The organism is Arthrobacter sp. K4-10C (assembly GCF_059090085.1).
Genome location: NZ_JBNHFI010000014.1, coordinates 60,513 through 77,791, shown reverse-complemented (window position 1 = coordinate 77,791; position 17,279 = coordinate 60,513). Strand labels below are relative to the sequence as shown.

17 protein-coding genes, 1 tRNA gene and 1 pseudogene are annotated in these 17,279 nt (G+C 65.5%); 15 read left to right on the top strand and 4 right to left on the bottom strand.

Annotated elements, in window-relative coordinates; all coding sequences use genetic code 11:
* Positions 1 to 78: 78 nt before the first annotated feature.
* A complete protein-coding gene (locus tag AC5RUU_RS18195) occupies positions 79 to 792 on the bottom strand; it encodes a response regulator (protein ID WP_493976608.1) in 714 nt (237 codons plus the stop codon).
* Positions 789 to 2,423, bottom strand: coding sequence for a sensor histidine kinase (locus AC5RUU_RS18190; RefSeq protein WP_493976607.1), 1,635 nt, complete (start codon positions 2,421 to 2,423; stop codon positions 789 to 791). Before AC5RUU_RS18190 ends, AC5RUU_RS18195 begins: the two co-directional genes overlap by 4 nt.
* Before the next feature lie 170 nt (positions 2,424 to 2,593).
* Here AC5RUU_RS18190 and AC5RUU_RS18185 point away from each other — a divergent pair, with 170 nt between their 5' ends.
* The 10 genes from AC5RUU_RS18185 to AC5RUU_RS18140 all read left to right on the top strand — a co-directional run bounded on the left by AC5RUU_RS18185 (position 2,594) and on the right by AC5RUU_RS18140 (position 12,148).
* The gene (locus AC5RUU_RS18185; RefSeq protein ID WP_493976606.1) at positions 2,594 to 3,943 is read left to right on the top strand and encodes a cation:dicarboxylate symporter family transporter; all 1,350 of its coding nucleotides are present in this window, start codon (positions 2,594 to 2,596) and stop codon (positions 3,941 to 3,943) included.
* 225 nt (positions 3,944 to 4,168) lie between these two features.
* Positions 4,169 to 5,068: a ParA family protein gene (locus AC5RUU_RS18180; protein ID WP_493976605.1), complete on the top strand. Its 900-nt coding sequence runs from the start codon at positions 4,169 to 4,171 to the stop codon at positions 5,066 to 5,068.
* Between the two features lie 8 nt (positions 5,069 to 5,076).
* Positions 5,077 to 5,889, top strand: a complete 813-nt coding sequence (locus tag AC5RUU_RS18175; RefSeq protein ID WP_493976604.1) for a segregation and condensation protein A — start codon at positions 5,077 to 5,079, stop codon at positions 5,887 to 5,889.
* An 86-nt stretch (positions 5,890 to 5,975) separates the two neighbouring features.
* Positions 5,976 to 6,545 (top strand): SMC-Scp complex subunit ScpB, encoded by a 570-nt coding sequence (scpB, locus tag AC5RUU_RS18170; protein WP_493976627.1) that lies wholly within the window; start codon positions 5,976 to 5,978, stop codon positions 6,543 to 6,545.
* Between the two features lie 106 nt (positions 6,546 to 6,651).
* The gene (locus tag AC5RUU_RS18165; RefSeq protein ID WP_493976603.1) at positions 6,652 to 7,839 is read left to right on the top strand and encodes a pseudouridine synthase; all 1,188 of its coding nucleotides are present in this window, start codon (positions 6,652 to 6,654) and stop codon (positions 7,837 to 7,839) included.
* Between the two features lie 3 nt (positions 7,840 to 7,842).
* Positions 7,843 to 8,955 (top strand): prephenate dehydrogenase, encoded by a 1,113-nt coding sequence (locus tag AC5RUU_RS18160; RefSeq protein WP_493976602.1) that lies wholly within the window; start codon positions 7,843 to 7,845, stop codon positions 8,953 to 8,955.
* Positions 8,952 to 9,665, top strand: a complete 714-nt coding sequence (gene cmk / locus AC5RUU_RS18155) for a (d)CMP kinase (protein WP_493976601.1) — start codon at positions 8,952 to 8,954, stop codon at positions 9,663 to 9,665. The genes AC5RUU_RS18160 and cmk overlap by 4 nt, the downstream gene beginning before the upstream one ends.
* Positions 9,666 to 9,696: 31 nt before the next feature.
* The gene (locus tag AC5RUU_RS18150; RefSeq protein ID WP_493976626.1) at positions 9,697 to 10,377 is read left to right on the top strand and encodes a lysophospholipid acyltransferase family protein; all 681 of its coding nucleotides are present in this window, start codon (positions 9,697 to 9,699) and stop codon (positions 10,375 to 10,377) included.
* Between the two features lie 10 nt (positions 10,378 to 10,387).
* Positions 10,388 to 11,938 (top strand): ribosome biogenesis GTPase Der, encoded by a 1,551-nt coding sequence (gene der / locus AC5RUU_RS18145; RefSeq protein WP_493976600.1) that lies wholly within the window; start codon positions 10,388 to 10,390, stop codon positions 11,936 to 11,938.
* A gap of 133 nt (positions 11,939 to 12,071) precedes the next feature.
* Positions 12,072 to 12,148, top strand: a tRNA-Pro gene (locus AC5RUU_RS18140).
* Positions 12,149 to 12,232: 84 nt separating this feature from the next.
* On the opposite strand, the pseudogene AC5RUU_RS18135 reads toward AC5RUU_RS18140, so the two are convergent.
* A pseudogene (locus AC5RUU_RS18135) lies at positions 12,233 to 13,101 on the bottom strand (Fpg/Nei family DNA glycosylase).
* A gap of 165 nt (positions 13,102 to 13,266) precedes the next feature.
* Here AC5RUU_RS18135 and gcvH point away from each other — a divergent pair.
* The 5 genes from gcvH (at position 13,267) to AC5RUU_RS18110 (ending at position 16,355) form a co-directional block, all read left to right on the top strand.
* Complete coding sequence (gene gcvH / locus AC5RUU_RS18130) at positions 13,267 to 13,653, top strand: glycine cleavage system protein GcvH (protein ID WP_493976599.1); 387 nt, start codon at positions 13,267 to 13,269, stop codon at positions 13,651 to 13,653.
* Between the two features lie 157 nt (positions 13,654 to 13,810).
* A complete protein-coding gene (locus tag AC5RUU_RS18125; protein WP_493976598.1) occupies positions 13,811 to 14,287 on the top strand; it encodes an FHA domain-containing protein in 477 nt (158 codons plus the stop codon).
* Between the two features lie 23 nt (positions 14,288 to 14,310).
* Complete coding sequence (gene ftsR / locus AC5RUU_RS18120) at positions 14,311 to 15,027, top strand: transcriptional regulator FtsR (RefSeq protein ID WP_493976597.1); 717 nt, start codon at positions 14,311 to 14,313, stop codon at positions 15,025 to 15,027.
* Positions 15,027 to 15,530: a bifunctional nuclease family protein gene (locus tag AC5RUU_RS18115; protein ID WP_493976596.1), complete on the top strand. Its 504-nt coding sequence runs from the start codon at positions 15,027 to 15,029 to the stop codon at positions 15,528 to 15,530. The genes ftsR and AC5RUU_RS18115 overlap by 1 nt, the downstream gene beginning before the upstream one ends.
* 231 nt (positions 15,531 to 15,761) lie before the next feature.
* Positions 15,762 to 16,355 carry a MerR family transcriptional regulator gene (locus AC5RUU_RS18110; RefSeq protein WP_009358601.1) on the top strand — a complete coding sequence of 198 codons (594 nt, stop codon included), beginning with the start codon at positions 15,762 to 15,764 and terminating at the stop codon, positions 16,353 to 16,355.
* 88 nt (positions 16,356 to 16,443) lie between these two features.
* Here AC5RUU_RS18110 and AC5RUU_RS18105 read toward each other — a convergent pair whose 3' ends face one another.
* Positions 16,444 to 17,262 (bottom strand): ParA family protein, encoded by an 819-nt coding sequence (locus tag AC5RUU_RS18105; RefSeq protein WP_493976595.1) that lies wholly within the window; start codon positions 17,260 to 17,262, stop codon positions 16,444 to 16,446.
* Between the last annotated feature and the right edge of the window lie 17 nt (positions 17,263 to 17,279).

The window sequence follows — 17,279 nt, the reverse complement described above, 5'->3', positions numbered from 1 at the left end:
AGCCATAGCGTAAATGCCTAGCTAGCGGCTTCGAGGAGACTGAGAATGGCTTCTTTGTATACAGAGGGGGTACGTGCCCTACCGGCCGCTCCAGCGGTATTCGTTCTCCGGCCTTCCGGGCGTGCCGTAGCGCGCAGTGCGGGATACGGTGCCGGCGTCGGCAAGGTATTCCAGGTAGCGCCGCGCCGTAACCCTGGACATGCCGAGGGCGTCCATCACTTCCGTGGCGGACACCGCATCCTGGTGCCGCTTCAGGAACTCCTGCACGGACTCGAGCGTGGATACCGAGAGTCCTTTGGGCAGGGGCAATTCCGATGGCGCCCGCAGCCTGGCGAACGCCTGGTCCACTTCGCTTTGGGACGCAGCGGATTTGCCGGACGCCGGCCCCGGGTCTGCCAGTTGCTGCCGGAACTGCCGGTAACTCTCCAGCTTGTCCGCGAAGGTGGCGAAGGTGAAGGGCTTGATGAGGTACTGCACCACCCCGATGGCCACCGCGCTGCGCACGATTGCCAGCTCCCTGACGGCGGTGATTGCGATAATGTCCGCGAGAATGCCGGCGGAGCGCATCCTTCGGGCGATGTCCAGGCCGTGGAGGTCGGGCAGGTTCATGTCCAGCAGGACCAGTTCCACAGGTTTGCCTGCCGCTGAGAATTCGTTCAGCAGCCGGAGCGCGGACTGCCCGTCCGGAGCGGTTCCCGCGAGCTCGAACCCGGGCATCCGCCCCACGTAGGCTGCATGGGCGGCCGACGCAATAGCCTCATCCTCAACGACGAGGACCCGGATGTTGCTCACGGTCTGTGCTCCTTTCCCGGGGACACCGCCGCGGGCAGGAACACTTCGAACTTGGCGCCGCGCCGTCCATTGATGGTCAATGTACCTCCAAGCCGCTGCACCGCCTGGCGGACCAGGGCGAGGCCGATGCCCCGGCCGCCGGGTCCGGCCGGCTTCGTACTGTAGCCGTGACGGAAGATGTTCTCCGTTGCGGCGGCTTCCAGGGGCGCGCCCGTGTCATGGACGGCGATATCCAGTCCTTCCTCATCGGACTCCACCGTCAGCTCCACCCGCCGGGGAGGCGCCCCTTCCGCCGCGGCATCAATGGCGTTGTCCAGAAGGTTTCCGAGGATCGTGACCAGGTCCTGCACGGCTATTCCTGCCGCCGTACCGGAACCCAGGGTGGCCACATCCAGCTGGACGCCCCGCTCATGGGCTTCGGCCACTTTGCCCATGACCAGCGCTCCCAGCACCGGCTCGTCCACAGAGCTGACCATGTCGTCCGTGAGTTGCTGGCTGAGTTCCAGGTCCTTTGTGGCGAAGTCCAGGGCCTCCCGGGTGCGGCCCAGCTCCAGCAGCGAAACCATGGTGTGGAGCCGGTTTGCATGTTCGTGGGTCTGGGCCCGCAGCGCGTCGGAAAGGGTCCGCATGGTTTCCAGCTCGTTGCCCAATGCCTCGATCTCGGTCCGGTCCCGCAGCGTGGCCACCGTGCCATACAGCGGTGTCTTGCCGCGGCTGCCGGCGGTCTCAGGTCCCTTCGCCGGCCCCTGGTTCACCACCAGGACACGGGACCCGGAAAGCACAATCTCGTCCTTGGCAGTGCGGCCGGACTCGAACAGGCCGCGAAGCCCGTCGTCGAGGGGCAATTGGGCCAGCGACGGAGGGCGGGTAGGGTCCTTGCTGCCGGCCTCGTCCAGGCCCAGCAGTTCTGCGGCCTGGTCGTTGTACATCACCACCCTGCCCTTCGTGTCGATAAGGATCAGCCCTTCCCGCACAGAATGCAACACGGACTCGTAGTAAGCGAACAGTTGCGCGAGCTGCTCCGGCCCCCAGCCCCGGGTCACGCGGCGAAGGTACCGGCCCAATAACCATGACGCCAGGGACCCGCCCACCAGCAGGGCCAGCCCGATGGCGAGCAGGGCAGGCAGGCGCGCGGCGAAGGCAATATCCACATTCCCGACCGTGACGCCCGCAGCCACCAGTGCCTTGACTGCGCCGGCGGCATCCTTGACGGGAACGATGGTCCGTACCGACGGCCCAAGCGTTCCCGCGGTGACCTCTGTGAAGGTTTCACCGTTAAGTGCCGCATCAATGGAACCGATGTAGGGGCGCCCGATCTCCTCAGCACGGGGATGGGTCCAGCGTGTCCTGTCCGGAGCCATGATGGTGATGAAATCGACGTCGGCCGTGGCCATGACGTCCTCCGCATAGGGCTGCAGGAGGGACGTTGGATCGGGGGCTGCCGCCGCTTCCAGCACCAGCGGACTTGCGGCGACCGAGGCTGCGATTCCCGCCATCCGGTGGCCGGCCTCATCGTAGGTACGGTCCCGGGCGTCGACGTAGGTGGCGGACCCGACGATGGCAATAAAAGCCACCACAATGAGGAGGTTCGCCACGAAAAGCCGCCGGGCGATACTCCAGCGGTGAATCATCTGTACCTCCCGACGCCCTTTCCGGACTAAGAATGTGCGCCGCGACCAATATGAACGCAACGGTGAGCTGGGTCACTATGTGCCCAATGATGGATCTCACACCGCAAGGACGTGATGAGCCCAGAAACTGTGCCGCAGCGTCTATCAGATTATCCATAAGGAGACACATCATGGCTTCTCAACGAGGAGAGTCGCTCGACACCGTGAAGTCGCGGCGCAAGGGCATCGACAAGTCGCACTACCTCTACATCGCCGTCATCGCCGCCGTCATCCTCGGTGCCGTCGTCGGCCTGATGTTCCCCGAGGTGGGCAAGTCCCTCAAGCCCCTGGGCGACGGCTTCATCAAGCTCATCAAGATGATGATCGCACCGGTCATCTTCTGCACCATCGTCCTGGGCATCGGCTCCATCGCCAAGGCGGCAACAGTGGGCAAGGTAGGCGGCCTGGCGCTGGGCTACTTCGTCCTGATGTCCACGTTCGCGCTCGGCATCGGCCTTGTGGTGGGCAACCTGATCCACCCGGGTGAGGGCCTGAAGCTGGCTCCCTACGATCCCACCAAGAAGGCTGCGACGGACAGCACCGTCGAATTCCTGCTCAACATCATCCCGGGCGATGTGCCCGTCCTGCCCACCCTGTTCGCCGCCATCCTCGTCGGCTTCGCACTGCAAAAGATGGGCCCGCAGGGTGCTCCCATCCTCCGGGCCATCGGTCACGGCCAGGTCCTCGTCTTCCGCATCCTGATCATGATCATGTGGCTCGCCCCCGTGGGCGCCTTCGGTGCCATCGCCGCCGTCGTAGGTGCCACCGGCTTCCAGGCCATCGTCAGCATGTTCACCCTGATGGCTGCCTTCTACATCACCTGCGCACTGTTCATCGTCATCATCCTCGGCGGCCTGCTCAAGATCGTGTCCGGGGTCAACATCTTCAAGCTCATGAAGTACCTGGCCCGCGAATACCTCCTGATCTTCTCCACCTCATCCTCCGAAGCCGCGCTGCCCCGCCTGATCGCCAAGATGGAACACCTCGGTGTCTCCAAGCCGGTTGTCGGTGTCACCGTTCCCACCGGCTACTCCTTCAACCTGGACGGCACGGCCATCTACCTGACCATGGCATCCCTCTTCGTGGCGAACGCCATGGGAACACCGCTGGACCTGGGCGCACAGATCTCGCTGCTGGTCTTCATGATCATCGCTTCAAAGGGTGCCGCCGGCGTCACCGGCGCCGGACTGGCAACGCTTGCGGCCGGCCTGCAGGCACACAAGCCCGAGCTGCTCGGGGGCGTTGGCATGATCGTCGGCATTGACCGCTTCATGTCCGAAGCCCGTGCGCTGACCAACTTCACCGGCAATGCAGTGGCGACTGTCCTGATCGGCACCTGGGTAAAGGAAATCGACAGCCGCCAGGTTGGCGAGGTGCTCTCCGGTCAGTTGCCGTTCGATGAGCAGACCATGATTGCAGGCCACGCTGCTCCGGCAGCTCCGGAGCAGGCTGAAGCCCGTCCGGTCCCGGTCAACGCCTGACCCCGGCCCCAACCGGAACCGCCCCCGCAGCAATCGCTCCGGGGGCGGTTTTTCTATGTCGGGACGTGCAACCTTCGAGTTCTACTAGAGGGTCAGGCTCACCGTTCGCGGAAAGTCAAGTTCCGCCGAATACCGTGTCGGCAGCTGTAACCTTGGGGAGAAGAAGGAACGGCGCTGGTCATCCAGCGGCAGGACATCCCCGTCATCGAAAGTGTGGACAGATACGTGAGCAGCGAACAGGGTTCGGCAACTCTGGAGGGCACGGCATTCGACCTGGACAACGCGGTGATGGGCCCCACGGGGCGCCCATACCGCGAGTTTCCTGAACCCGCGCCGCTTTCCTCCCACGGTCCGGCCCGCGTCATCGCCATGGTGAACCAAAAGGGCGGTGTCGGGAAGACCACCTCAACCATCAACCTGGCCGCGGCACTTGCCGAGTACGGGCGCCGCGTACTCCTGGTGGATTTCGATCCGCAGGGCGCCCTCTCCGCCGGCCTGGGCGTCAATCCCCACGAGCTTGACCTCACGGTCTACAACGTGCTGATGGACCGCAAAGTTGATATCCGCGACGCCATACACCAGACCGGCGTGGACAACGTGGACCTGCTGCCCGCAAACATCGACCTCTCCGCCGCGGAAGTACAGCTGGTCAACGAAGTCGCGCGAGAGCAGGTACTGGACCGCGCGCTGAAGAAGGTTGAAGACGATTACGACGTCGTCCTCATCGACTGCCAGCCGTCGCTGGGACTCCTGACCGTCAACGCCCTCACCGCGGCCCACGGGGTCATCATTCCGCTGATCTGCGAGTTCTTCGCCCTGCGCGCCGTGGCCCTGCTGGTCGAAACCATTGACAAGGTCCAGGACCGCCTCAACCCCCGCCTGCAGGTGGACGGGGTGCTTGCCACCATGTACGACGCCCGGACCCTGCACAGCCGTGAAGTCATCACCAGGCTGGTGGAGGCTTTCGGGGACAAGGTCTTCGAAACCGTCATTAAACGGTCCATCAAGTTCGCTGATGCCACCGTTGCAGCGGAGCCCATCACAAGCTACGCGGCAACTCACGTGGGCGCCGACGCTTACCGCCGGCTCGCCAAGGAACTGATCTCCCGCGGCGGAGCGCCGTAGCCATAGCCGTGGCCGACTCCAAGCCCGGCTTCGAGGTACGGCTGGCCAACTTCACCGGTCCTTTCGACCTCCTGTTGGGGTTGATCGCCAAGCACCAGCTGGACATCACCGAGGTGGCCATCGCCACGGTGACAGATGAGTTCATCAACTACATCCGCAAGCTGCAGGAGCTCGGCGGGGAGTGGGCCCTCGACGAGGCCAGCGAATTCCTGGTGATCGCGGCAACGCTGCTGGACCTCAAGGCCGCCCGGCTGCTTCCGGCAGGTGAGGTGGAGGACGACGAGGACATTGCGCTCCTCGAAGCCCGCGACCTGCTCTTTGCCCGGCTCCTCCAGTACAAGGCCTTCAAGCACGTGGCAGGCCTCCTCGCCGAAACCTTTGACCAGGAAGGGCGGCGCTTCCCCCGTCAGGTGGCGCTGGAGGAACACTTCGCGGCGATGCTTCCCGAGCTGGTATGGAAACACACGCCGGAACAGTTCGCCGCCCTTGCGGAAGCAGCCCTCCGTCCCAAAGCTCCGCAACCCACCGAGGTAGGGATCAGCCACCTGCATGGCGGCCAGGTCAGCGTGAAGGAACAAGCGGAGATCCTGGGCCTGCGGTTGCAGCAGGACTCTCCGCAGACGTTCCGCGCATTGATATCCGACGCCGACTCCACCCTTGTGGTGGTAGCCCGGTTCCTGGCACTCCTGGAGCTGTACCGGGACAAGGCAGTCTCCTTCGACCAGCTGTCGCCGCTGGCCGGCCTCACCGTCCATTGGACGGCCGGGCTGGGAGACTGGTCTGCCGAAAACCTGAGTGAGGAATACGAGGTGCAAGCTTGAACGAGCAACCGCCCGAAGGCGCATCGCCCGGCGGGGCTGCCCATGACCTGCCCGGCGGGGCCAAGGCCGCCCTCGAGGCAGTACTGATGGTTCTCGACCAGCCGGCTACCGAGGAAGAGCTGGCCGCCGGGCTTGAGCTGACCGTTGATGCAGTCCAAGCCCTGCTGGCAGAACTCGGGCGGGACTATAACGGCTATACTGGTAAAGCCCCGGATACGGAAACGGCCAGCACGCCTGGTTTCGGTTCCAGCCCCCGGGGTTTTGAATTGCGGAACATCGCCGGTGGCTGGCGCATCTACTCCCGGGCAGAATTCGCTGACATCGTTGGCAAATACGTGCTCGAAGGGCAGACTGCCAGGCTCACCCAGGCGGCATTGGAAACACTTGCGGTCATTGCCTACCGCCAGCCGGTTTCCCGGGCACGGGTGTCTGCGATTCGCGGCGTCAATGTTGACTCTGTCGTACGGACACTGGCCCAGCGCGGGCTGATTGAGGACGCGGGAACGGATCCCGAGTCCGGGGCAATCCTCTACCGGACCACCTCCTACTTCCTGGAGCGTCTGGGGATCAGCTCAGTGGCGGACCTGCCGCAGCTGTCCCCGCATCTTCCGGGGCTGGAAGGCATCGCGGAGTTCTACGACGCCGAGAGAATGTAGGCCCACGGCCTGCACAGGAATATTTATCAGGGCAGAGTAATTCTGCACGGCTGGCTAGGGTTGTTGTTTGACACCTTTGACAGCCAGGAACATTGAAGGACGGGTCATGACACAGGCGGGACGCCAGGGTTCACCACGCAGCGGTTCGGGACGTAACTTCCCACAACGCAATACCTCCGGAGGCAACACCGGCGGCGGCAGCCGCAGCGGGGCAGTAAAACGCGGCGCCGGCTTCGGCAGCGACCGCCCGCACCGGGCGCCCAAGCCGCGCGAGGAACGCTTCATCGATCCCGACGAGGCCGCCGCCGGGCAGGGGCGCGGTGCCCAGGACAAGCCCGCCAAACCCTCGTCGCGGAAGCCAGCGGCCCGCAAGCCCGGCGCGAAGAAGGCACCGGGAACTCCCGGAGCCCCCAAGCAGAAACCGCGCGCCGCCGCCCCGGGCGCCGCGGCTTCCCGCGCCTTCGGCAGCGAACGCTTCGGCCAGAACCTCGGCCCGCTCCGCCGGCCCCCGCGCAAAAAGGGTCCGGGCCGTGACGTGCCCCAGTCCGAACTCCACGACGCCGACGGCGTGCGGCTCCAGAAGGTCATGGCGTCCGCAGGGGTGGCATCGCGGCGTGTATGCGAGGAAATGATCGCGGAAGGACGCGTGGAGGTGGACGGCCAGGTGGTTACCGAGCTCGGCGTCCGCGTGGATCCCAAAACCGCGGTCATCCACGTTGACGGCCTCCGCATCCAGCTGGACGAAAACCTTGTCTACATGGTGTTCAACAAGCCCAAGGGCGTTGTCTCCACCATGGAGGATCCCGAGGGCCGTCCCTGCATCAGCGACTTCCTGAAGAACACCAAGAACAAGGGCGAACGGCTCTTCCACGTGGGCCGCCTGGACGTCGCAACCGAGGGACTGCTGCTGCTGACCAACGACGGCGAGCTTGCCAACCGGCTTACCCACCCTTCCTACGAAGTCCCCAAGACCTACCTGGTCCAGGTCCGCGGTCCTTTCCCTCACGGGATCGGCGCGCAGCTGAAGGCGGGCGTCGAACTGGAGGACGGCCTTGCATCCGTAGACTCCTTCCGGCTGGTTGACTCCACGCCGGGACACGTCCTGATCGAAGTTGTGCTGCACTCGGGCAAGAACCGCATTGTCCGCCGCATGTTCGACGCCGTCGGCTTCCCGGTCCAGCGGCTCGTCCGGGTCAAGGTGGGCCCCATCGGGCTGGGGGACCAGCGGCAGGGCAGCATCCGGAACCTCGGCAAGCAGGAGATCGGCCACCTGCTGGCGTCCGTAGGGCTCTGAGGCATGTCCGCATTCAAGAGCCAGGGCCGCGGGCACCTGGATGGTCCGGTGGTGGTGCTCGGCACCGGGCTCCTCGGAGCCAGCATCGGACTGGGACTGCGGGGACGCGGGGTGCCGGTGTTCCTGTCCGATCCTTCGCCGACCAACCAGGCCGTGGCCGTGGACATCGGTGCCGGCCGTCCTCTCTCTGACCTGGGAAGCAGCCGGCCCCAGCTGGTGGTGGTCGCTGCTCCGCCTGACGTCACGGCAGATGTTGTGCGCCAGGCCCTTGCCGACTACCCGGATTCCGTGGTTGTGGACATCGCCAGCGTTAAAGCGGAAATCCTCGCGCGGCTGCGGAGCAGCGGCGTGGACCTCTCCCGCTACGTGGGAACGCACCCGATGGCAGGACGGGAAAAGTCCGGCCCGGTAGCCGCGCGCGGTGAACTGTTCACCTCCATGCCATGGGTAATTTGCCCCTCGGAGGAGACTTCCGTCGCAGCCCTGCAGACAGCCCGCTCACTCGCCACTGACCTCGGCGCCGTTGTGTCGCAGTTCACCGCCGATGAGCACGACGAAGCCGTTGCGCTGGTATCGCACCTGCCGCAGGTCATGTCGTCGCTGCTGGCCAGCAGACTGCAGGGAACACCCCTGCACGCGTTGTCCCTGGCCGGCAACGGACTGCGCGACGTCACGCGGATCGCCGCCAGCGATCCCACATTGTGGGTACAGATCCTGGGTGGTAACGCGGCCAAGGTGGTGGAGATCCTCTACGGCGTACGGGAGGACCTGAACCGGCTCATCGGCACGCTGGAACAACCCACCGCGCCCGGCGCCCGGCTGGACCTTGCCCAGCTGATGAGCGAGGGCAATGCGGGCCAGGCGCGGATCCCCGGCAAGCACGGCGGACCGCCGCAGGCGTATTCCTGGCTGACAGTCCTGGTGGACGACAAGCCAGGCCAGATCGCGAAGCTGCTGACCGAAATCGGTGAAATCGGCGTTAACGTTGAAGACCTGCGGCTGGACCATTCGTCCGGACAAAACGTGGGCATGGTGGAATTGTCAGTGTTGCCGAACAAGCATGACCACCTGATCGAAGCATTAAACGACCGCGGATGGCGGGTACTTCAGTCATGACACAGGAACTTCTCGATACCATGCCCGGACTGCGGATCGGCCGGCCACTGGTCGTTGCCATCGACGGCCCCTCGGGGTCCGGTAAGTCCAGCGTCAGCAAGGAAGTGGCCCGCAGGCTCCGGCTTGCCTACCTCGATACCGGGGCGATGTACCGGGCACTGACCTGGTACTGCGTCACCAATGGCATCGACCTCGACGACGCAGCCGGCGTGGAACAGGCGTCGCGGGACCTCGTGCTGGAACTGAGCACCAGCCCGCAGCAGGAATACGTGCGGGTAGACGGTGTGGACGTCACGGACGCCATCCGGGAGCCGGCCATCTCGTCGGCCGTCAGCGCCGTCGCCACCACCCTGGGTGCCAGGACCGAACTCATCCGCAGGCAGCGCGAACTCATCGATAAGCACCACCGCCGCATGGTGGTGGAAGGCAGGGACATCACTACCGTCGTCGCGCCCGGAGCGGAAGTCCGTATGCTGCTGACGGCCAGCGAGGAAGCCCGTCTGCGCCGGCGCGGCATCCAGCTGGGCGGAACGCAGAACGCGGAGCAGCTGGCGGCGCAGGTTGTCCACCGGGACGCCAGGGATTCCACGGTGGTGAACTTCACGCAGGCTGCCGACGGCGTGGTCACCCTCGACTCGTCAGACCTTGACTTCGAGCAGACGGTGGACGCTGCGCTGGTCATTGTCATCAAGGTCCTCAACCGTGACTGATGGCAGGCCGCCCGTCCCGTCCGGCTGGACCATGTCCTGGAGCCGGCCTGTGGGCTGGATCCTGGACCACCTCGTCTACCGGACCTCAGTCACCGGGAAGGCAAATGTCCCCACCGGGGGCCCGGTGATCTTCGCCGGGAACCACATCAGCTTCCTGGACGGGCCCGTGATGTTTGGCGCCTCACCGCGGCCCATGCACATCCTGGTCAAGCAGGAGATGTTCAAGGGCTTCCTGGGCAGGGTGCTGACCGCTTCCGGGCAGCTCCCCGTGGATCGGCGCGGCGACAGGGCCGCGCTGCAGCGCAGCAAGGACCTGCTCGACGCCGGCCGCTGCGTTGGGATCCTCCCCGAGGGTACCCGGGGGAACGGCGAAGCGTCCGGCATCAGCGGAGGGGTGGCATGGCTGGCCCTTAACACCGGCGCCCCGGTGGTGCCCGTCGCCATCCTGGGCACCCGGACCGGGGATGAGCACCTTGACTTCGTGCCGCCGCCCGGACGGCGGCTCCACGTCAGCTTTGGCACGGCCCTCACGCTGGGCCGCAGGGCCGGGGAAAGCGGCCGTGCTTCAATGGACAGGGCAGCGCAGGAGATCCGCGCGGCACTTGCAGGGCATGTCCGGGACGCCATCCAACTCAGCGGGCAGCCCCTGCCTTTCGCCGAAAACTCCAAAGACTTAACAGCAGTAGCCGGGACGCCGGCAGATGACCACTAAGGACAGTGCAATGAGCGACACCACCCAAACCCCCGGCCACTTCGGCCCCGGCGAAGACGAATTCACACCGGCGGGCGCCGACCAGGTGGCGGAACGGCTGGCTGCCATCGACGACGAGGAGGCGGAGCTTCGCGCTGCCTCCCTCCGGGCCGGGCTGGAGGATTACGACCTCGATGAGGAAGACGCTGCCCTGCTCAGCGGGGAGTACGGCGATGAAGACTTCGAGGGCCCCGTCAAGCTTGACCCCGTTCTGGCGATCATCGGGCGGCCCAACGTGGGCAAGTCCACCCTGGTCAACCGGATCCTGGGCCGCCGCGAAGCCGTGGTGGAGGACACCCCGGGCGTGACCCGCGACCGTGTCATGTACGCGGCGAACTGGAACGGCCGCAACTTCACCCTCGTGGACACCGGCGGCTGGGAACAAGACGCCCGTGGCCTCCATGCCCGCGTGGCGGAGCAGGCCGAGATGGCGGTGGAACTCGCTGACGCCGTCCTTTTCGTCGTCGACTCCGCCGTCGGTGCCACCGCCACCGACGAGGCCGTGATGAAGATGCTGCGCCGCAGCAAGAAGCCGGTCATCCTGGTGGCCAACAAAGTGGACGACTTCGCGCAGGAAGCGGATTCCGCCGTCCTGTGGGGCCTGGGCTTCGGCGAACCGTATCCCGTCTCCGCCCTCCACGGCCGCGGGGTGGCGGACCTGCTGGACCACGTCATGGATGTGCTGCCCGAGTTCTCCACCATTGAGGGACTGGAGCGCTCCGGCGGCCCGCGCCGGATCGCCCTGATCGGCCGTCCCAACGTGGGAAAGTCCTCCCTGCTGAACAAACTGGCGGGCTCCGAGCGGGTGGTGGTGGACAACACTGCCGGAACCACGCGGGATCCCGTGGATGAATTCATCGAACTGGGCGGCCGCACCTGGCGCTTTGTGGATACGGCCGGCATCCGCCGCCGCCAGCACATGGCGCAGGGCGCGGACTACTACGCCTCACTCCGGACGCAGGCCGCGCTCGAAAAGGCGGAGGTCGCCGTCGTGCTACTCGCCGTGGATGAAGTCCTTAGCGAGCAGGACGTCCGCATCCTCCAGCTGGCCATCGAGTCCGGACGCGCCCTGGTCCTGGCATTCAACAAGTGGGACCTGCTGGACGACGAGCGCCGTCGTTACCTGGAGCGTGAGATCGAGCAGGACCTGGCGCACGTGGACTGGGCGCCGCGGGTGAACATCTCGGCTAAGACCGGCTGGCACAAGGACCGCCTGGTGCCCGCGCTGGACCTGGCCCTGGAGAACTGGGACAGGCGCATCCCCACCGGCCGCCTGAACGCCTTCCTCGGCGAACTTGTGGCCGCGCATCCGCACCCGGTCCGCGGCGGCAAGCAGCCCCGCATCCTCTTTGGTACCCAGGCGTCAAGCCGGCCGCCGAAATTCGTGCTGTTCACCACCGGCTTCCTGGACCCCGGATACCGGCGTTTCATCACGCGGCGGCTCCGCGAAACCTTTGGCTTCGAGGGCACCCCCATCGAGGTCAGCATGCGCGTGCGGGAAAAGCGCGGCAAGAAGCGCTGATCCTGGTGTTGTCTTCGACACGCTGGGGACCGAAAGCCGGAAAGTGTCACGGGCACCCTCCGGGATCGTGTAAGCTCTTCTAGGTGGTTCGGCCGGACTGCTGATGGAAATCAGCGGAGAACGGCGGAACCAGCGGGCTGTAGCGCAGCTTGGTAGCGCACTTGACTGGGGGTCAAGGGGTCGCAGGTTCAAATCCTGTCAGCCCGACCAAAAAAGCGGAAGCGCCGGAGAAAACCTCCGGCGCTTCCGCTTTTTTGTTGTCTGCGCCAGAACTCTCCCACGCGGAAAAGTTGCCTACTTCAGGAACTTTGATGTCCGGCGGTCGGCGAGGATCTTTCCCTTTGTCTGGCAGGTGGGACAGTACTGCAGGGCGGTATCGGCAAAGGAGACCTCGCGGATGGTGTCCCCGCATACCGGGCACGGCAGTCCGGTTCTGGCATGGACCCGCATGTGGCTCCGCTTTACGTCCTTGAGGTCCTTGGGCGGTTTACCGACGGCCTCCGCCATGGCTGTGCCCAGGACTTCGTGGATGGCGTCATACAATACCTGCACCGTTTCCCGGTCCAGGGACTTTGCAGGAGCGAACGGAGAGATCCGGGCCGCGTGCAGGATCTCGTCGCTGTAGGCGTTGCCAATGCCCGCTATCACACTCTGGCTCCGCAGCAGTCCCTTGATCTGCTGCGAACTGCCCGCCAGGATCCCGGCCAGCTTGCCGGCGTCGAACGCCCCGTTGAAAGGATCCGGACCCAGCGTGGCTATGCCGGGCACGTCCTGGGGATCCCGCACCACATACACTGCCAGGCTCTTCTTTGTTCCTGCCTCGGTGAGGTCGAACCCCCGCGCCCCGTCCGGGCCGGAAAGGTACAGCGGACCGCGATGAGTCCCTTGCCCATTTTCAGCTGGCTTTCGGCGGGGGAATCGGTAAAACGCAACCAGCCGGCACGGGCCAGATGGAACACCAGGGAGATGCCGTCCGTGTCGATGCTGACGAACTTCCCGAAGCGCCGCACCCCGGAGACCGTTCGGCCCTCCAGGGCAGTGAAGGGCGGGTCGGCGGTCTTCAGCACGGCGAAGGAAACGATCTGCAGCTTGGCCAGGACGCAGCCCCGCAGCTGCTCATTCAGGAACTGGGCCAGGCCGGCCACTTCGGGTAGTTCCGGCATGGGCTACCTGCCGGTCCCCGGGCGTCCTGCATCAGTGCGCGCGCTCATGGCTCCCATCTTGTCAGAAACCCCGGTGGACGCCCCGGCAGTTGTGCCTATACTTTCAGCGGCGGTCTGTTTCCCGGGCCCCGTGACCTTCGTGTTTGACCCGATGAAAGGCCCCCGATGAGCAACATTCCCGAAGACCTGTCCTACACCGCCGAACACGAGTGGGTTTCCGCCCCCAATGCCGATGGCGTGGTCCGCGTGGGCATTACCGACTTCGCGCAGGACGCGCTTGGAGATGTTGTCTACGCCCAGATGCCCGAGATCGGCACCAGGATTACGGCAAACGAGGTTGTGGGCGAGGTTGAGTCCACCAAGAGCGTCAGCGATATCTATGCCCCGGTCAGCGGCGAAGTTGTGGCCCGCAACGAGTCCCTGGACACCGATTCCGCGTTGATCAACACCGATCCCTACGGTGACGGCTGGCTGATCGAGGTCAAACTTGCCGAGGCCGACGCCGTTGATTCATTGCTCAGTGCATCCGAGTACGAACAACAGGTAGGCTAAAGCTAACCGGTACATCCGGTCCGGCCCCGCGTCGCAGGCATAACGTCTTCGCACGTCAACGGCCGGATGGGGAGCCGGTGCCGGGCCCGCCGGACAGGTCCGGAGGGCAAACGTTGGTTGCAGCCCGGAGGGGCTGCAGCGGGAAGAGGAGGAATCCATGGCTGGCCACACACAGAACCCTGCCGATGGGGAATACGGCACGGGTGCGGCTAGGGCGTCGGAGACCACCTCCATCAATCTCACCCCCGTCCGGGATGAACCCACCATCGCGCCCAAGCTCTCCCCCGAAGAGCGCAGCTCCGTCGAGGCCCTACCGGCCGGATCCGCACTGCTCGTGGCGCACAGCGGCCCGAACGCCGGCGCCCGCTTCCTGCTGGATTCCGATGTCACCACTGCCGGCCGCCACCCGGACGCCGACATCTTCCTGGACGACGTCACGGTCTCCCGCCGGCACGTGGAGTTCCGCCGTACGGCGCGGAGCTTCGAGGTGGTCGATAAAAACAGCCTCAACGGCACCTACGTCAACCACGACCGCGTGGACGCCGTGGAACTCAAGTCCGGCAGCGAGGTCCAGATCGGCAAGTTCCGCCTTACCTTCTACCTGAGCCCTGCCACCGCCGCAGGCCGCCGCTGATCCGGGGTCCGCTGCCTGTGGCAATGGCACAACCGGAACGCCGGGGACCGCAGGTCCTGAACATCGGGGAAGTCCTCGCGCAGCTCAGCGCCGACTTCCCCGGCATGACAGCGTCCAAAATCAGGTTCCTTGAGGAAAAAGGGCTCATCAACCCCCGGCGTACCCCCGCCGGCTACCGCCAGTACTCCGACGGCGACGTGGAGCGGCTGCGCTTCGTCCTGGCACTGCAGCGTGACCAGTACCTCCCCCTGAAAGTCATCAAGGACTACCTTGACGCCATCGACAGGGGGGAGCGGCCGGAGAACCTTCCGCCCGGCGTCGTGGTTTCGCCCCGGATCGTCTCCGACGAGCTGGCCGCCGAGCTCCAGAACCGGGGCCGCAAGCTGACAGAGGAACAACTCCGCGCGGAATCCGGCGCAAGCGTGCCCCTGCTCCAGTCGCTTCTGGATTTCGGGCTCATCAGCCACAGCAGCGGCATGTTCGACGAGCATGCCCTCCAGGTGGCGCGGGCCTGCGTCCAGCTGGAAAGCCACGGGCTGGAACCCCGGCACCTGCGGCCGTTCCAGGCTGCAGCGGAACGGGAGTTTGGCCTGGTGGAACGTGCGGTGGCGCCTCTTGCCTCCCGGAAGGACTCCGCGTCCCAGGCACGGGCTGCAGAGGCCGCCCGTGAGATCAGCGACCTTTGCCTCACCCTGCACCGTGCCCTGGTGCAGGACCACATCTCACGCATGGACATCTGATGATTGAAGTCGAGATCGTAGGCGTTCGGATCGAACTGCCTTCCAACCAGCCCCTGGTCCTGCTGCGGGAGATGCACGGGGAACGCCACGTTCCCATCTGGATCGGCACTCCTGAAGCCAGCGCCATCGCCCTGGCCCAGCAGGGAGTGGTCCCGCCGCGGCCCATGACGCACGACCTCCTGGTGGATGTGGTGGAGTCGCTGGGCCACAGTGTGGTCAGCGTCAACATCGTTGCCGTGGAAGACAACATCTTTTACGGGCAGCTGCAGTTTGAGAACGGCACCACTGTGAGCTCCCGGGCCTCCGATGCCCTCGCCGTCGCCCTCAGGGCGAAGTGCCGCATCTGGTGCGCCGACTCGGTGATGGATGAAGCCGGAGTCCGCATCACCGAGCACGACGAGGGCGAGGACACCGAGCCCGGTCCCACGGCGGACGAGGAGCGCGAGCTCCGGCGCTTCCGCGAGTTCCTTGACGATGTGGAGCCCGAAGACTTCGACGGCTGAGGTCACGTTAAGGTTAAAGTTGAGCCTGAAACTTTCGACACGCCTGCTGAAAGCCCCGGGGTCTTTGACCTCGGGCCCCGCCGGGCCTAACGTCGAAGTATCGAGTTCCCATTGCCTATGGCAGCCGCGCAAGTCACACTGGAAAGTGCGCCCCGCGAAAATTACATGCATGCTCTTCATGCCAAGGCTGCTGCAGGTGGTCCCCGGGAGCGCAGGACAAGGAGGATCCAGGTGAGTCCCAAAGGCGAAGCAGGCGGGCTGAAGCAGCCCACGGCTGGTGTTGCTGTGCCCGCGAGCGGTGCCCAGGGCCTCCTGTTCACCGAAGACCTTCCCGTCCTGGACGAGGACGCCGGGTACCGGGGCCCCACCGCCTGCAAGGCCGCGGGCATCACGTACCGGCAGCTGGACTACTGGGCACGCACCGGGCTGGTAGAACCCGCGGTGCGGGGCGCCGCTGGCTCCGGCTCCCAACGGCTCTACGGCTTCCGCGACATCCTTGTCCTCAAGGTGGTCAAGCGGCTCCTCGACACCGGGGTGTCCCTGCAGCAGATCCGCACAGCAGTGGAGCACCTGCGTGAGCGCGGCGTGGAGGACCTTGCGCAAATCACCCTCATGAGCGACGGCGCCAGTGTCTACGAGTGCACGTCGGCTGACGAAGTCATCGACCTCGTCCAGGGCGGCCAGGGCGTGTTCGGCATCGCTGTGGGGCGGGTCTGGCGCGAGGTCGAAGGAAGCCTCGCTTCACTGCCGAGTGAACATGCCGCCGAGCAGTCCTTTCCGGACGACGAGCTGAGCAAACGGCGGGCGGCCCGCAAGATCAGCTGACGCCGCCACAAGTTTCAGAAACGTCGAGGCCGCTCTCCCGAGGAGAGCGGCCTCTTTTTGTCTGTGTTGCCTTACTGCCTGGCACGTACTACCGGGCACGGCTGCGCAGCCCGCTGCCCACTTCCATCAGGTTGGCCAGCAGGTCATCGAAAAGGGCAGCGGCGGACTTGGCCGAGTCACCCGGCCAGTGGTGCACCGGGTGGGCGGCGCCCTGGATCTGCTGCCAGTTGGCCTGCTCCGGGATGCGGGGGCTCAAGAGGAGATCGCCGAACATGGACTCCATCTCTGCCAGCCGGTAAGCGTGCTCCGATGAGCCGGTCCGGACGCGGTTGGCCACAATGCCGGCCGGGGAAAGATTCGGCGCGAACTCCTGCCGGAACAGCTGGATGGCCCTCATGGTGCGCTCCGTTCCGGCCACCGAGAAGAGGCCCGGCTCGGCAACCAGGGCCACCTTGTCGCTGGCCGACCATGCCATCCTGGTAAGCCCGTTGAGTGACGGCGGGCAGTCGATCAGGACCAGCTGGTAGTTGTCGGCGCCAGCCAGGACCGTGGAGAGCCGGCGAAGGTCCCGGCGGCCCAGGTCCGGGCGGTCGTAGATTCCCGTGTAGGCGGAGCCGACGGCGACATCCAGGACCGCAGGTCCGGAACCGTTGGACGCAGCCCGGGCGGTCCAGCTGCTGCCGACGACGTTCTCGGCCAGCTTGGCGCGGCGCGGGCTCTTGAGCATCCTGCCGATATCCAGCTGGTCACCCGGCTGCACACCCAGTGCCGTGGTTGCGTCGGCGTGGGGATCAAGGTCCACCACCAGCGTGCGGACGCCCGCCGCGAGCGCCGCAGACGCCAGTCCTGTGGTGACGGAAGTCTTGCCGACTCCACCCTTAAGGCTGCTGATGCTGACTACTTGCACTTGAGAGACCAAAACCT

What these genes read in the sequence shown, in the direction of transcription:
- scpB (WP_493976627.1), top strand. Translation starts at nt 5,976, where the DNA reads ATGGTTCTCGACCAGCCGGCTACCGAGGAAGAGCTGGCCGCCGGGCTT.
- AC5RUU_RS18125 (WP_493976598.1), top strand. Translation starts at nt 13,811, where the DNA reads ATGGCTGGCCACACACAGAACCCTGCCGATGGGGAATACGGCACGGGT.
- gcvH (WP_493976599.1), top strand. Translation starts at nt 13,267, where the DNA reads ATGAGCAACATTCCCGAAGACCTGTCCTACACCGCCGAACACGAGTGG.
- cmk (WP_493976601.1), top strand. Translation starts at nt 8,952, where the DNA reads ATGACACAGGAACTTCTCGATACCATGCCCGGACTGCGGATCGGCCGG.
- AC5RUU_RS18160 (WP_493976602.1), top strand. Translation starts at nt 7,843, where the DNA reads ATGTCCGCATTCAAGAGCCAGGGCCGCGGGCACCTGGATGGTCCGGTG.
- AC5RUU_RS18185 (WP_493976606.1), top strand. Translation starts at nt 2,594, where the DNA reads ATGGCTTCTCAACGAGGAGAGTCGCTCGACACCGTGAAGTCGCGGCGC.
- der (WP_493976600.1), top strand. Translation starts at nt 10,388, where the DNA reads ATGAGCGACACCACCCAAACCCCCGGCCACTTCGGCCCCGGCGAAGAC.
- ftsR (WP_493976597.1), top strand. Translation starts at nt 14,311, where the DNA reads ATGGCACAACCGGAACGCCGGGGACCGCAGGTCCTGAACATCGGGGAA.
- AC5RUU_RS18115 (WP_493976596.1), top strand. Translation starts at nt 15,027, where the DNA reads ATGATTGAAGTCGAGATCGTAGGCGTTCGGATCGAACTGCCTTCCAAC.
- AC5RUU_RS18190 (WP_493976607.1), bottom strand. Translation starts at nt 2,423, where the DNA reads ATGATTCACCGCTGGAGTATCGCCCGGCGGCTTTTCGTGGCGAACCTC.
- AC5RUU_RS18165 (WP_493976603.1), top strand. Translation starts at nt 6,652, where the DNA reads ATGACACAGGCGGGACGCCAGGGTTCACCACGCAGCGGTTCGGGACGT.
- AC5RUU_RS18150 (WP_493976626.1), top strand. Translation starts at nt 9,697, where the DNA reads ATGTCCTGGAGCCGGCCTGTGGGCTGGATCCTGGACCACCTCGTCTAC.